Source organism: Pseudoalteromonas sp. OANN1, from assembly GCF_024124685.1.
Lineage (GTDB): Bacteria > Pseudomonadota > Gammaproteobacteria > Enterobacterales > Alteromonadaceae > Pseudoalteromonas > Pseudoalteromonas piscicida.
In genome coordinates this window covers 92,343-108,106 of sequence record NZ_JAMXSE010000012.1, presented here as the reverse complement: position 1 = coordinate 108,106, position 15,764 = coordinate 92,343, and the positions used below count along the sequence as shown (strand labels likewise).

The following is a 15,764-nucleotide window of genomic DNA, read 5'->3' as shown; positions in this document are numbered from 1 at the left end:
CACACTCGCGAGATTAATATAGCCTTCACACACCCCATCTCCCGCCAACCAAAGCTCTCCGGGCATGTTAGGTAAAGCCAGTTCACCAAATTCGTCGACTACCGCAAGGGTCATATTATCGATAGTATGACCGATAGGCACTTCTTCGTGGCCCGCTAACAGGTGGCGCGACTCACGGCTTACAGCATAGATACTACAGCCGACTGTTGCCTCTGTTGGGCCATATTCGTTTATCCACTGGGCGTTAGGGAGCTTATCCATCAGCTTATCAACCAAAGCTGCGCTTAGCCCTTCACCGCCAACCACAAATCGGTGGGCGATATTGTTATGAGTTTGTGCGTCACTTAATGCAAATACCGCGCGTAAGTGAGCCGGTGTTAACTTGAATAACTTGGCTTCCGTAGCGGCAAAAATCTGTTCATGTAACGCAGGCAACAATTCGGCGTCCGTAGGGAGCAGCTCAAGCTCACCGCCTCGCATTAAAATAGGCACTAAGGCGGTCACCGTCGCATCAAACGCCAGCGGTGTACTGAGTACAGCCTTGGTTATGCCACCCGATTGTGGCAAGTAGCGCTGAGACGCAAAACGCAGATAATTATTGAGGTTGCCATGCCTAATGGGCACCCCTTTTGGCTGCCCGGTTGAACCTGAGGTATAAATAACATAGGCAAGCTCGGCTTGGTTAAATGCAGATGCGTCTTCATCTACCAACAAACTGGTATCGTAAAACGCAAAGTTCCCTTCGGCTTCGAACAAATCATCAAGCAACAAAAAGTCACTACCGGCTTCAATCAAGCGCTCGGCATCTTCACTTAGCGCCAGCGTCAATACGATGTCTGCATCATCCATGATATAGGCTAAGGTATCGGTTGGCGTGTCATGATGAATGGGCACATAGGTATGGCGCGCTTTTAATATTGCCAGCACCGCGGCCACCATGTAACTCGAAGACGGCAGTAAAATAGCAATGCGACTTTGCTCGGCAAATGCCATTTCTAATAAGCTATTAGCAAGTTGGTTCGCGCATTTTTCTAAGGTGAGATAACTACAAGTGAACTCTCCCATACGCACCGCAGTCTGTAGTGGAGTCTGAAGAGCCGCCTGACTAAACTGAGTCACCCATGGCTGTTGCTCTGTCACTTCTACCGTAACACTTTGCTGCTGTTTTAATAGCGCTAACTGCTGCTCAGCGGGCCACAATGACAATGCTGACAACAGAGTATTTGGCTCTGCAAGACACTGCGATAACACATAACAAAACTGCTGATGGAAACTAACTATACTCGCTTCTTGCCACAAATTGCTGTCATAAAGCCATTCAACGGTGAGTACATCCCCCTCGTCTATCACTGCGACTTCTAAATCTAGTTTGGCACCGCGTACTTTACTTTGGCAGGGCGTCACTTCCAGTTGCGCTAGCGTAAGGTTTTCATTTACCTGATTATTTACCCGAAACACGATTTGATGCAGCGGATGCTGGGCGCTTGAGCGTTCAATGTCTAGCTCATCCACTAACACATCGAAGGGAATATGTTGATATTGCAACGCGTCATTGAGTAAGCCTTGGGTTTGCTGTAGCGCTTGGGTAAAACTGGTGTCTTCACTCCATTCGCTTCTAAGCACTAAGGTATTGATAAAATTACCAATCATACTTTCAAATGCTTTGAGGTGACGTCCTGATACCGGCGTACCAACAACCACATCGCGCTGTTGAGAAAAGCGGCTTAACCACAATGAAAATAGCGTTTGCAGTAACACAAATAAGGTTTGTCCTGAGCGAGTTTGATACGCTCGAAGCGCACTGACCAGCGACGCAGGTATGGACTCAATCACTAAGGCGCCGCGAGGTGAAATTTTCGCTTCTCTGTGGTAATCAAGCGGTAATTCATGAACTTTGGGCAGACCTTGTAATTGCATACGCCAATAGTCTAGTTCCTGTTGCCATAGCGACCCCTGTTCCAGCTGCTGTTGCCACATTACATAATCAACGTAATGCACCTCTTGTAGCGGTAAGGTTTCGCTGCTGAGCGCAGCTTTGTAAGCCAGTCCTAACGCCTCACTCAAACACGCAATAGACCAACCATCGGCAGCGATATGATGTAAGGTGATCACTAGCGTAGCCTGCATCGCCTCTTGTTGATAAAGACTGGCGCGCAGCATTAAATCATGGCTTAAATCGAAGCTGGTTGCGTAATCTTCTGCGATAGCTTGCTCTAACGCATGTGCTTGTTGCTCAGCAGATTTATCTGTCCAGTCGTGCTTAACCAGGGTAAATCGAGCATCAAGGTTAATGCTTTGCTGCGGTTCTCCTTGCTCATTTTGATGATAATTAAACGCCAAGACTGGATGTTGCTTAATCACAGCAATAAAGGCGTGCTCTAAGGCCTTGGTATTCAGCTTGCCTTGCAATTGGAATATACCCTGTAGGTTATACTGGTTGCTGTGCCCTTGCAGTTGATCAACAAACCACAAGCGCCGCTGTGCAAATGACAAAGGATAACTAGGCTGTGATGGCGCAGGTTGTAGACTTGGTAATGAAGATTGAGACTGAGCGTTAGCCAACATCTCGCTTAGTTCAAATACGCTAGGATTGGCAAACAGTTGCTTTAAGCTCACCTCCACCGAGAGCTGGGCTCTTAGTTCATTGAGTAATTGCATTGCCAATAAAGAGTGACCACCGATGCTGAAAAAGCTATCGTGCAGCCCCACTTCTGGTGCGCCCGTTAAGGTTTGATAGAGTGTGATTAACTGTCGCTGCAACGCACTTGTCGCCTCACTACTTTGGCTTTGAGAAGTTAATGCCAAAGACTGTAATTGTTGGCGGTCTATCTTGCCATTACTCAAGGTGGGTAAGTGCTGGCAAAGCTCTATCCAACTTGGGATCATCGGCTCGGGCAAGCGACGCTTCAAGCCTTGGCGGATCACCTCGCGCAGATTGGTTGCGGCGCACTGGCTGCCACCACCACTTACCACAAAAGCAACCAAAGCATCTTGCTTGCCGAGCTTGCGCACCACGACTGCTGCCTGAGATACCTCATCAAGCGCTAACAGTGCAGCTTCTATTTCATTGAGATCAACGCGGTAACCGCGAATTTTCGCTTGTTTGTCAATTCGACCGAGAAATTCAAGCTCGCCGCTCACATTCAGCCTAACGCTATCACCACTGCGGTAAAAACGGGCGCATTGGGCACTATGTTGCAAGCTACTTGTAAACTGAGCTGCAGTCTCTGAAGGCGCATTTATATATCCTTTGGCGAGGCTCGGCCCGCCAATATAGAGCTCTCCAGGCATGCCAGCGGGTGTTGGCTTCCCCTGTTTGTTGAGTACGCAGGTGGTGACATGTGCCAAAGGCGCACCGATCGGATAACTGTGGCCGGTTAGCCTGCTGTCTGTCACTTCATGACAAACTACTCCAACACAAGCCTCCGTCGGACCATAATGGTTGAAAATACGCGCTGCTGGCGTCAGCGCGCGAATGCTATCAACAAGCTGCTCACCTAATGCTTCTCCACCTAACACCCACTGCGAAATAGCGGGCTTTCGCTCTGCAAATTGAGGCAACAGCACCGCGGCAAAAGAAGGAGTTAATTTTATCAAGTTAACTTGCTCAGCCACTAACTTGGCTGCGATTTCAGTCGGTTCTGGCGCTTGGTTTGCAAGGGTGAGTACCACAGTACCGCCATGAGTAAGCACCGGATACACAGCCGTTAAGCATAAATCCGTGGCAAGTCCTGTGACCACGCCCGCTCGCGTATCTTGGTTGTAACTCAATCTCGCCGCGATGCTGCTGCAATAGTGACTCAGCGCGCCATGGCTGATCTCAACCCCTTTGGGCACACCAGTAGAACCAGAAGTAAACAACACATACGCGCTATCATCAAAACTTGGTGAATAAGTTTGCTGCGGCGCTCCTTTGTTTTGGCTCAGCTCACTATATGTAAACGCTCTGATGTCAGCTTCTCGTAGCGCTTGGCAAAGTGGCGTTTCGACACTTACCACCACCGTATTACACTCAGCTTGCGCTAGCATTTGTAGCGCTCTGGCAGTGGGCATATTGCCATCAATAGGTAGATACGCGCGACCACTTTGCATTACGCCAAGCATAGTGACAATATCACTCATATCACCCGTTGTTATCAGCGCAATGATTGACGCTGGAACATCTAAGTTGTTGGCAATTTGTAGGCTTTGAGATTGTAGCTGCTGATACGTTAGGGTCCGCGATGCTTCGCCATTGCTGCTTGGCACAACCACTGCAATCGCCTCGCCTTGGGTTTGCGCTATATCTCTGATTGCTTGCGGCACAAGCATCGGCTGGTTGATGTTGTGATTGATACCCGCCGCCGTTGTCAGTACGCTCGTTGATTTGAGCACCAAGTAGTCAATTGGCAGCGCCTCTTTAGCACAATAGCACTGGACGAGTGCCAAATAATCATCGGCAAATTGCTGAATAAGCGCACGATCATAAAGCCCTGTTGCGTAAACAAAGTCACACACAAGGCCATCATCTGTATCATCAACAGATAGGGTTAAGTCAAATTTCGCAGTGCCATTATCTAGGGCAATTAACTCGGCTTCTAATTGGTTATTTACCGACACCTTATTACTTGCTACGCCATTGTAGTTAAATAACACTTGGAACAAGGCGGAATGCGCAGCGGATTTAGGTAGCTCCAGCGCTTCAATGATGTCTTCCACGGCAGCGTTTTGATTACTAAGCCCTTGCAATACTTTGTATTGCAGCGCCTTAATCACCTCACTCATGGAGTGATGACCGTTTATCTGCATACGCAGTGGCAAAGTATTAATAAAGCAGCCAAGCATAGCTTCAAACTCGCTTTGCTGACGATTTGCAACCGGCACCCCTAAGGTAATATCGGCTTGCTCACTGTAGCGATAAAGCAAGATGTAAAACACGCCCAGCAAGGCGGTAAAGTGTGTTACGCCATCGCGGTGGCAGGCTTCATCTAATTGTTGTATTTGCTCCGTATTAAACGCACAACGAACCGTGCCACCTTGGTACTGCTTTTCTTTTTTTCTTGGATAGCTGGTGGGCAATTCAAACGGTGTAAATGCCTCTAACTGCTCAGTCCAATAAGCCAATTGTTGTTGATAGTCTGGGGATTGCCTTAATTGTTGCTCCCAGTGCACATAGTCAACATACTGTAAATCGGGAAGCTCAACACACGCCTCCGATAGCTCATACAGCAGTGCGTTGATAAATACAGTCACGCTCCAGCCATCACTAATAATATGATGCATGTTAACGAGTAACCAGCGGCAAACAGTGTGAGAGTTACTCACTAAAGCCGTCACTTGCAGCAGCGACTCGTTGGCAAGATCAAACTGATATCGCACAGCCTGTTTAATCGACTCTGGTAGTTGATTGGGTAGCACTTCTTCATCCACGGTCATCACAGCAATTTTCATCGCCTCAGCAGGTTCAATTTGCTGCACGACCTTCCCTTCAACCGTGATAAATCGTGCTCTCAAAATATCGTATTTAGCTATCAAGCGGCTCAACGCTTGTTCAATGTCCGTGACTGAAAATGGCTGCGATAACTTAACTAGCCCAGCCATGTTGTACGCCGCAGTGCCCCCTTCATATTTATCAATAAACCACATTCTTTGCTGTGCTGCCGAGAGCGCAGCAGATTGCTTTTGCTGTCCTTGAAGGTAGGTGATAAGCGCAGCTTTGTGCGCCTTTATCTTATCCAGAATACCCTCAGGCACCTGCCCATGCGGTGTTCTAAGTTTTAATTTATCCTGCTGTAAATAAACATAAATCTGTTGACGGTCAAGCTCATCTAACCATTGTTTTATTGCAAAGTTTTCCATCATTACAAGTCCATCTCTGTCATAGATTTATCACTTAGCGCAGCACTCAAATCGCGATCGCTTACAATATCACTGACTTTCTCTACGTTTGGAGTTTGCGTCTCAACCGAAATAGCATCATGAGCTTGTTTTAGCGCTTCTATACACTCAGCAAGCTCTGCAATACAGGCGTGCTCAAAAATGTCGCCAATGGTCAATTTAATATTGAAAGCTCGGTTGAGTCTCGATACCAACTGCATACCAATCACCGAATTGCCGCCGCTATCCACAAAACGTGCTGTGACGCCCAGCTGCTCAACAGGGAGAAGCGCTATATAATGTTGATGTAGCTGTTTTTCTGTTTCAGTGCGAGGAGCCAACGTGCATATTTCTGATACTTGCTCAGCAGCAGGCATTGGTAGTGCTTTTCGGTCGCGCTTACCATTTGGTGTCATCGGCCATTGACTTAACCAAACAAAATGCTCAGGCACCATGTAACTTGGTAACCATTCACCGAGCGCTTGGCGCAGCCGAGGCGAAGACCACTCGGTTGATAGCTCACCATCATCAATCATATAACCACACAGACATGGGCCAGTTTCTAACGTTTGTACGCAAACATCGACTTCACTAGTATTGAGTATCCGCCCCAAGTGATGGCTAATGTCGCCAAGCTCTATACGATGACCATGGAGTTTAATTTGATTATCTAAGCGTCCTTTTACTTCAAAACGGCCATCAGCTAAACGCCTCGCTTTATCTCCCGTCTTGTATAAACGGCGGCTAATGGAAGCGGTAAATTGATGATTGATAAAGCGCTGCTTGGTCAGCTCCGCTTGATGTAAATAACCCATAGCAACACCACTACCACCAATGTATAACTCGCCCCATACGCCATAGGGTAAAGGCAACCCTTCACCATGACACTCGGTTGGGAGCACAAATAAGCTGGTATTTTGTATCGCTTTACCAATGGTTATCTCTGCGGCATTGTCGATATGTGCCACCGCCGACCAAATCGTGGTTTCGGTTGGCCCGTATAAGTTATAAACCGCTTTGCTGTGACTAAATAACTGCGCAGCCAGTGCCTGAGGTAAAGGCTCACCGCCACTCCATACTTTTATGCCAGAAGTGCATGCTGGCGCCGCATTTAACACTAATTGCCATAGCGTTGGCGTTGCCTGCATCACCGTGATCTGCTGCTGTTCAATAAGCGCGCCGAGCACAGCAGGATCGCTAATACTTTCATCACTTGCCAGCACCACCGACGCACCAACGAGTAATGGCCCAAACAACTCAAGCAAGGCAATATCAAACGCCACTGTGGTGATGGCCAATAAGCGGTCATCTGCCACCAACCCCGGCTCACGACTCATAGATGCAAGCAGATTAACAAATGCCCCGTGATTAACTTCAACGCCCTTGGGTAACCCCGTGGAACCAGAGGTATAAATCACGTAAGCACGCTGCTGAGCTTGAATTAGCAAGCTTGGGCTGCGAACTGCACTGTTAGCAATGTCTTCAGCATCGCTATCCATACAGACTCGTTTGAAACGACCATGATTGAATAACGCAGACTCTGCACTGCTGGCATCACACAGCACAACACTCACTTTGGCATCATGCAAAATATGCGCGATGCGCTCGTCAGGAAAGGTGAGATCGAGTGGTAAAAATGCCGCTCCAGCTTTCATCACCGCCATCAGTGCTATCAACAGCTCCGCCCTGCGTGGTAATGCCACCGCCACGATACTATTGGGCGTTACCTGCTGCTTCATCAAGTAGTGAGCCAGCTGGTTAACACGCGCATCAAGCGCTTCATAACTGAGACTCACATCATCCGTTACCAGTGCCGTACGCTTGCTGCGGCACGATACATTGTGCTGCCAAGTTTCAATGAAACTCGTCGCGACCTTAACCGACTTCTCTTGCTCTAGTGGTAACTCAACTAACCTGTGGATATCATCACTACTTTGTATCAACTCATTTTGAGCCCCCATAGGTGTGTTGCCTTGAACCTGCGACAGCAAATGGACGAACTTAGCCACGTACTGGGTCATTAACTCAGTATCAAATTGCGCTGTGTGATATTCCACTAACAGTGACCACTGTCCTGCAACACAGGTCATATTTGTCGTCAGTTCAAATTGGCCAAATTTAGCTACACTTGGCTGTACCTCAACTTCTAGCCCATTAAAACTCGGCAAAGTGGTGACTTTATCTAGATTAAACATAGTGCTAGGTAGAATTAGCTGATCATCGGCAAGGCTTGCATACGGATGAGTTTGGTGATCAAAGGCATCAAGTAAAGTATTTTGCACCCGCTGTACCAGCTCACCGATAGTGCTAAGGCCAGCTATATCAACCACAATGGGCAAGATATTGGTGCAATAGCCCAGTAACGCTTGGTCGAGTAACTCAGGCTCAAACTGCGATGCCAGTCGTTGCCTATCCGATACCGGCACTCCTACACTTATCACAGTCTGGCCGCTTAACTTGTGTAGCCACAAGCAATAAAGTGCAAGCATTGTCGCAAATTGCCCACAGCGTAAAGACTGAGCAAGGCTCTCAGTGTTTCGGATTGCACTCAAAGAAATGGGTAATGTGAGCTGATTAACTTGGTATGAAGCCACGCTCACCGTCGTTGATTTTGGCAGCTCAAGTGGTGTTGAACTCGCTAAGCACTGGTGCCAAAAAGCTTGGTTTTTTGCGGCTTCCGGTGAATGCGAATATGCCTGCAAGCTATCAACGTAGTGACTAAAGGAGACAGCTCGGCTTGCCACCTCATTTTGTTTTGCATCCTGATTGTAGCGCTCAGCGATTGCTGCCAGCACCATCTGTAGTGAAAGCCCATCGCAGATCACATGATGGGCCACAACACTTAGATAGTGCTGCGCTTTGCCATCACTCAACAGCGTCACTCTACAAAGTGGGTCTTTTGCAAAGTCAAATGGTTGATAACGCAGCGCGGATAACCGCGTTTGCAATGTTACTTGGTCGTCCTCACTCCATGGCTCAACATGCAACTCGGCTTTTTCCACTCGGCAATATTGCATTAAGCGGTCACTATCGACACCAAAACGCAAGATTGGGAAGTCGCGGCAGACCGCGGTAACGGCTTGTTGCAGCCGCGGTAAATCGAGCTTGCCGGAGAGCTTTAGTATCGCTTGTAGTTGATATGCACTCGCTCCATCGCTTGAGGTCAACGCCATCGCTAATAGCTGCTGCTGGCTATGGCTAAGTGGAAATGCAGCATCGTCATCACTTTGACTCGTTTCACCAAAGTAGCCCGCACGTTTTAAGCTAAGTACACTGGCTTCAACTGCGTTTATCACCGCTGCAATGTCTTCATCTGTATGGGCGGCGCTGAAAAAGCAGTTACGTCCTTCCCAGATAAACACACCGCGCTCTAGCATTTCATAAAAGAACACATCAAGATTTTGCGAAAAGCGAAAACGGAATAATGAGGCAAACGCTTCTATTCGAATGGGTACGTCATGGGTTTCAAAAAACGCATTGAGATGTGCTTTAAATGCCGCGGTTTTGTCGTTGATCCCTTGTTGTAACGCTGGACCTTGCGACTGAATAGCTTGCAACACTGCTTTGGCACTTGCCATGGTCATTGGATGTTTGCAGAAAGTCCCAGCAAAGAAGGTGGTATCGGTCAAGGGGTAGGAATCATCTCCGTATTGCCAATTGCCGCCGTCAATGGCATCGAGGTAGGTAGCGGCCCCCGCGACCACACCGATAGGCATACCACCACCGACGATTTTGCCATAGGTTGCCATATCGGCCTTAACCCCTAACAAACCTTGAACACCACCGGGATGTGCTCTAAAGCCGGTGATCATTTCGTCAAAAATGAGGGCAATACCATGCGCTTCAGTGAGCGTACGTAGTTTACGTAAAAACGCCCAAGGTTGATTTTCAGGGTGACGGCTTTGTACCGGCTCAACAATCACCGCAGCAATATGTTGCGCCTCTTGGGTAATAACCTCTAGTGCTTCATCATCACCATAAGGTAAAACAAGATTATCGGAGATTGCGCCGTAGCGCACTCCAGCGCACATTGCCTCAACGCCTTGCTCTGGCGACTCAGTTGCTAAAGTACCATCATAGTGACCATGGTACGCACCTGAGAACTGAACAATTTTATCGCGCTTGGTCACTGTTCTTGCCAAGCGTAGCGCCGTCATGACCGCCTCTGTACCTGAGTTACAAAACGATGCCCGCTCAAGCCCAGTCAACTCACAGATAAGTGCGGCGACCTCGGGCGCATCAGGACTTGCAAGCCCCAGTTGCATACCCGCCTCAAGCTGTTGTGCCAGCGCAGCTTTGATAAAATCAGGATTATGACCAAATAAGTTAGTACCAAAATCCATGGTGATATCAATATAGCGATTATCATCGATATCCCAAATATATGCGCCTTCACAGCGCTTAGAAAACACCGGATAAAGTAACTCTTTGCTCGATAGTCTAAAACCTGCTGATGCTCGGCAATCCGCAAGGCGTGCGCGATATTCGCTCACTAGCGTTTTTGAACTGTGCGTTTTCGCAATGTAAGAGTCACTCAATGCAGCAAGGTGTTGGCGTATAGCCGGGCTGCTATTGGCACGCTGCACTTGTTTTTGCTGTGCGCCTGGTAATACTGATTGCGTTCTGCTTGGCTTGGGTTTTGATACCACAGTTGCTGTCGTAGTGACTGCACTACTTTCAACTTTCACGCCTTGTATATGGCGTAACTGCTGCCCCACCACAGCTTCTAACGCAGCTCTCGCTTCAGCGTTGGTCACTGTACTTGCCGCCTGCAATTGTGCCTGATAGATAGCGACCAGCGTCTGATTGTCAGCCTCTACTGCACTACCTTTTGGCGTATCAGTCGTGCCCGATACAGGTGATGGCAAACTGCCAGCTTGTTGAGGACTTTGCGACGCTTTGAGATAGTCACTATGGCTTTGAATATAGGCTACTAATTTATCGACATCGCTGAGCTCTTGATAAAATTGACGAACACTAAACTCTAAACCGAATTCCCGCTCGTATACTCTAACGGCCTGCATGATCATCAACGAATCAACCCCCATTTCTAACAACGGAAGGTTAGTTTGGATAGCATCAGCGGGCATCGACAAGAGTCCCGCAAGGGTATTGAGCACAAAGCTGCGAATTTGTGCATCACGGTCACTCGCTTCTACCACTGTCTGTGCTTCGGACTGTGATTGTTCAGTACCAAAGATCCAGTATGAGCTGCAATCAAATGGATATTGCGGCAAACTCACTCTAGCGCTCGGGCGATTGCCATACACCTGTTGCCATTCGAGCGCCCCGCCTAAATCGAGGTATGTGCCTAAACACTCGGCGAACTTCATGCTATCATCGCCTTTGGGGTGCAATACATGGGCATAATTGAGCGCTTTGTCATTACTGTTTTCTTGCAGTAAGCCACTCAAAATAGGTTTGGGACCAAGCTCAATCGCTAAGCCATGCTCTAGTGACTCCAGAGCAGTTACACAGTCAACAAAGCGAACCGGTGCCATAATTTGCTCAACCCAATATTCAGCTGTTGCGATACGTGCGCTCTCTACATGTCCTGTCATGGATGAAACAAAAGGCAGCCGAGGCTGTTGAAATCTCACCTGCTCAGCGACTTCCCTAAAGGCGTCTAACATGGGAGTCATCAATGGAGAGTGGAAAGCGTTTGCCGTATGCAGCGCTTTTACTTTAATTTGCTGTACTGCAAGTACGTCACTGAGGGCTGTGATTGCTTCATCAGCACCGGAGAATACTACCCCAGCCTCACCATGGAAGGCTGAGATCACCACTTGCCCTTGATACTCACTCAAGCAATTGCGTGCTGTTATTTCATCACATCTTGCGGCGATCATGCTGCCTTTTATCGGTAATGCATGCATTAGTTGACCACGCGCCGCTATCAACTCAACGCCATCACGAAGCGAAAACACGCCAGCAATACAAGCAGCCGCATATTCACCAACGCTATGACTGAGCAGCTGGGATGGCTTCACCCCATAATGCATCAATAATTTTGCCACACTGTACTCAACGGCAAACAAGCTCACTTGCGTCCAACGCGTTTGCGCCAGTAGTTCACTATACTTTTCATCGAATAACACATCCAACAGGCGTGCACCAAAGCGCTCGCCAACCAAACTGTCAATGTCATCTAACTGGCTACGAAACACTTCATGGTGTTGATATAAAGAGTGAGCCATCAAGGGGTATTGCGAACCTTGTCCGGTGAACAAAAACACAACTTCTGGCGCAGCATTTACCGAGGACGGTTCGGCAATAATAGAAGTATTCAGTTGCGAAATAAGTGTTTCTCTACTCACACCACTAAACGTTTTATGCACCCCCTTAAGCGGCACTTGCTCGGCATTTTGTGCACAAAAGTCATCAAACGCTTGAGGAGTCAGACTCGACAATCGTTCACTATAGTGACCAGCAAGATGCTGCAATGCAGCTTTCGATTTAGCAGCGAGAGGCAATAGATAAAACGAAGGCGGTGTTACTTCAGCTTGTGTGTCGGGTTTAGGCGCTGGAGCCTGTGCGCAGATCACATGTGCATTAGTACCACCAAAACCAAAAGAGCTTAATCCAGCGGCTCTTATTCCCCCCTGTTGTACAGGCCATGTCTGCATGCTTTGCGGCACCATAAACGGAAGTTTTTGCCATGGAATATGCGGATTTAACACCTCACTATAACGCTGCGCAGGAATTTGCCCATGCTGTAAACACAGTAGCGTTTTGATAAGTCCAGCAATACCCGCGCCGGACTCAAGGTGGCCAATATTCGCTTTTACCGCACCGAGAATAACCGGATTATGACGACTATGGTGTTCTCCATACGTGCGGTTTAACCCAGTGATCTCGATAGGATCGCCAAGCTCCGTACCCGTGCCATGGGTTTCCACATAGTGGATATCTCCCGCCTGCATCTTGGCATTACCAAGGGCTGCATTGATCACTGCCTGTTGCGCGGCACTATTTGGCGCAGTAATACCATTGCTGCGGCCGTCTTGATTAATTGCGCTGCCTTTGAGTACACCAACAATCGGGTCGTTGTCTGCCATGGCTTGTTGTAGCGGCTTTAGCATCACCACCCCAACGCCTTCACTTCGCACATAGCCATCCGCTGCCTGTGAAAAAGTTTTGCAATGGCCGTCTGCTGCCAACATTTGTGCGTTTTCACAGGCCTTAGTCACATCATCGCTCAGAATAAGATTAACGCCCGCCACCAATGCCGCGTTCGTTTCCCCATTTCTTAGTGCTTGAATTGCATGATGAAGTGCCACCAGCGATGACGAGCACGCCGTATCAATTGCCACACTTGGGCCGGTAAAATTAAAGCTATAAGAAATGCGGTTTGCAGCAATGCTCAGCGCTGTACCCGTGCCTAAATACGCGGTACTTTTTTGCTGTTGTTGCGACAATAAAAAGTAGTCATTTTGCGATATACCAACATACACGCCAATATCGCTACCTGCGAGCGTGGCGGGTTGGTAACCAGCATGCTGTATGGCGTGATAAGTCGTTTGGAGCAATAACCTATGCTGTGGGTCGATATGCTTAGCTTCGAGTGGCGAGATGCCGAATAATGCAGCGTCAAACTCATCGACATTCTCTAGATAACCACCGAGACGGTCGGCTTCAAGGTTAGGGCAAAGCTGCTGGCGCTTAGGATCTGGCGTGGTGATGCCATCGCCCTGCTGGCTTAACAACTGCCAAAATGCCTCAAGCCCATTTGCTGAAGGATAACGACAGGCCATGCCAATCACGGCAATATCTGTATCCGCAATATGTGCAGTTCGGCGAGAGGCTTGCGTCTTATTCGCTTGCTCAGTACCTTTCGACTCGTTAAGCTCTGTCTGTCCTAGAGCTTGAGTAAGCGTACTAAACTGACTTAAGTACTGGGCTAGTTCGCGAATTGAGGGATATTCGTAAAGTACCGTAGGCTCAAGATCTAGCTCGTGTACTTCCATTAACTCCCCTGAGATCCGCACCGCTTTCATCGAATCCACACCTAATGCCAAGAATGGCGCGTCGATATCCAAACTACGCGCGGGCTTATCTATTTCTTGTGCGACTAACTCTTGTAATAACCGCTGAATTTGCTGTAGTGACGATGAGGATGATGACACCTCAGCTTGTTGTGGCGTAGCTTCTTCACGGGCACGCGCAATTACTTCAAAATTATCGGTTAAATAACTGCGTTTATTCTCCTGGCGCTGAATTTTACCGCTCGATGTTTTATGAATGCGACCAGGCTTTATCAATACGATGTCATAAGGCGTAATGCCGTGGTGCTCAACGATCGCAGCGGTGATCTGCTGCAATACCTTCTCAGTATCTAACTTTCTAAGCGCGGTACGCTTAACTTGCTGCACAATCACCAAACGTTCTTCATCGCCATTGGAAGCTACCGAAAACGCCGCACCGCCATTTTGCTCTAAGCTATCGCTTGCTTCTGTAATCGTAAGTTCTATATCTTGCGGGTAGTAGTTTTTACCGCGGAAGATAAGCACGTCTTTGGCGCGTCCTGTAACGAATAATTCCCCACGCAGGATAAAGCCTAAATCACCAGTACGCAGATAAGCCCGCTCGTCAGCACCTTTAATTCTGGCATGAAACGTAGCCTTAGTTGCTTCTGGGTTATTCCAATATCCCTTTGCTACACTTGGTCCAGTTACCCAAATTTCTCCGGTTTCACCATTATTGCAGGCTTCAAAAGACTCTGGGTTAACAATCGCAATACTATGCTCGCCCCAACTCACGCCAGAAGATACTGCGTAATAAGGCTGCTGTTCATCAGCCACATCTAACGCATAAAACGCATCTACTGTATCTTCATCTGCGACTTGTTCGGCTTTACCCTGCTGTAACTTGGTCGCATCAATACGTAATATCCTTGGCTTTTCTAGAAGACGTCCACCTGTTGCAAATAAGGTGGTTTCTGCCATGCCGTAACAAGGTGCGATACTTTCTCTTTGTAAGCCACACACTTTAAACTTTTGATAAAAGCGCTCTAACGTGCTGGCACGCACTGGTTCTGCGCCATTTAATGCTGAGCGCCAATGGGACAAATCTAAGTCTTTAAGATCTTCATCTTTGACGGTGTCCACACACAGGTCATAGGCAAAGTTTGGCGCGCTTGACGTCAATGCTTTGGTTTGTGAAAGCAGTTTTAGCCAACGTAGCGGTTTTTGCAGGAAATAAGCCGGATTCATCAGCGCCGCTGTCGCACCAATGTAGATTGGGTGCATAATGCCAAAAATCAGTCCCATATCATGGAAATGAGGCAACCAACTTACAATCGAAGAGTTGCTATCGTGACCAAACGCTTCTTTCATTAGCGCCTGATTATCAAGAATATTGTCGTGGGTTACCATTACGCCTTTAGGTGTGCCCGTCGAGCCTGAGGTATATTGCAAAAATGCCAATTGCTCACCACGGATCTGTGCACGAGGCCACTGTTGAGTCGTCGATTTAAGTGCAATGTTATCGGTAGTAAATAGTGCTAACTGCGCTAGACTTGGCTCAGAATCAAGCAATGGCTTGGCGATTTCATTGATCTTTTCACTGGTAAGCGCACCTTTGGCACCTGCGTCTTCGATGATGGCGCGCAGACGATCAACATTTTGATTCTTTTTAGGTGGATAGACCGGTACTGCAATAATCTCTGCGTATAAACAAGCAAAAAAGGCTTCAATAAATTCAAATCCAGAGTTGTACAGTAATAATGCTCTGTCACCCGGTTCAAAATATTCACTCAATGTCTCAGCAATAGAGGCTGCACGCTCATGCAGCTCTTGGTAGGAAATGGTTTTACTTGGTAATGCCTCATCGTAAAAATACTGATAGGCAATATCTTGAGATCGAGTACGCGCTAAACCCGCGAGTATAGTAACAATATTTGTATTCAT

General features: G+C 47.9%; 2 protein-coding genes (1 of these 2 only partly in view). Both read right to left on the bottom strand.

Annotation, left to right across the window (positions count from 1 at the left end; translation table 11 throughout):
- Positions 1-5,841, bottom strand: the 5' portion of a protein-coding gene (locus NH462_RS12005; RefSeq protein ID WP_253105799.1) for a non-ribosomal peptide synthetase. Its footprint begins 3,987 nt before the window's first position; 5,841 of the gene's 9,828 nt are visible here — the first part of the coding sequence; it begins with the start codon at positions 5,839-5,841; its stop codon lies beyond the left edge, outside the window.
- On the bottom strand, positions 5,841-15,764 hold the full coding sequence (locus tag NH462_RS12000; protein ID WP_253105798.1) for a non-ribosomal peptide synthetase/type I polyketide synthase: 9,924 nt from the start codon (positions 15,762-15,764) through the stop codon (positions 5,841-5,843). Before NH462_RS12000 ends, NH462_RS12005 begins: the two co-directional genes overlap by 1 nt.

Bases quoted from the DNA above. Each gene is read 5' to 3' on its own strand.
- NH462_RS12000 (WP_253105798.1), bottom strand. From the start codon at position 15,764: ATGAATACAAATATTGTTACTATACTCGCGGGTTTAGCGCGTACTCGA.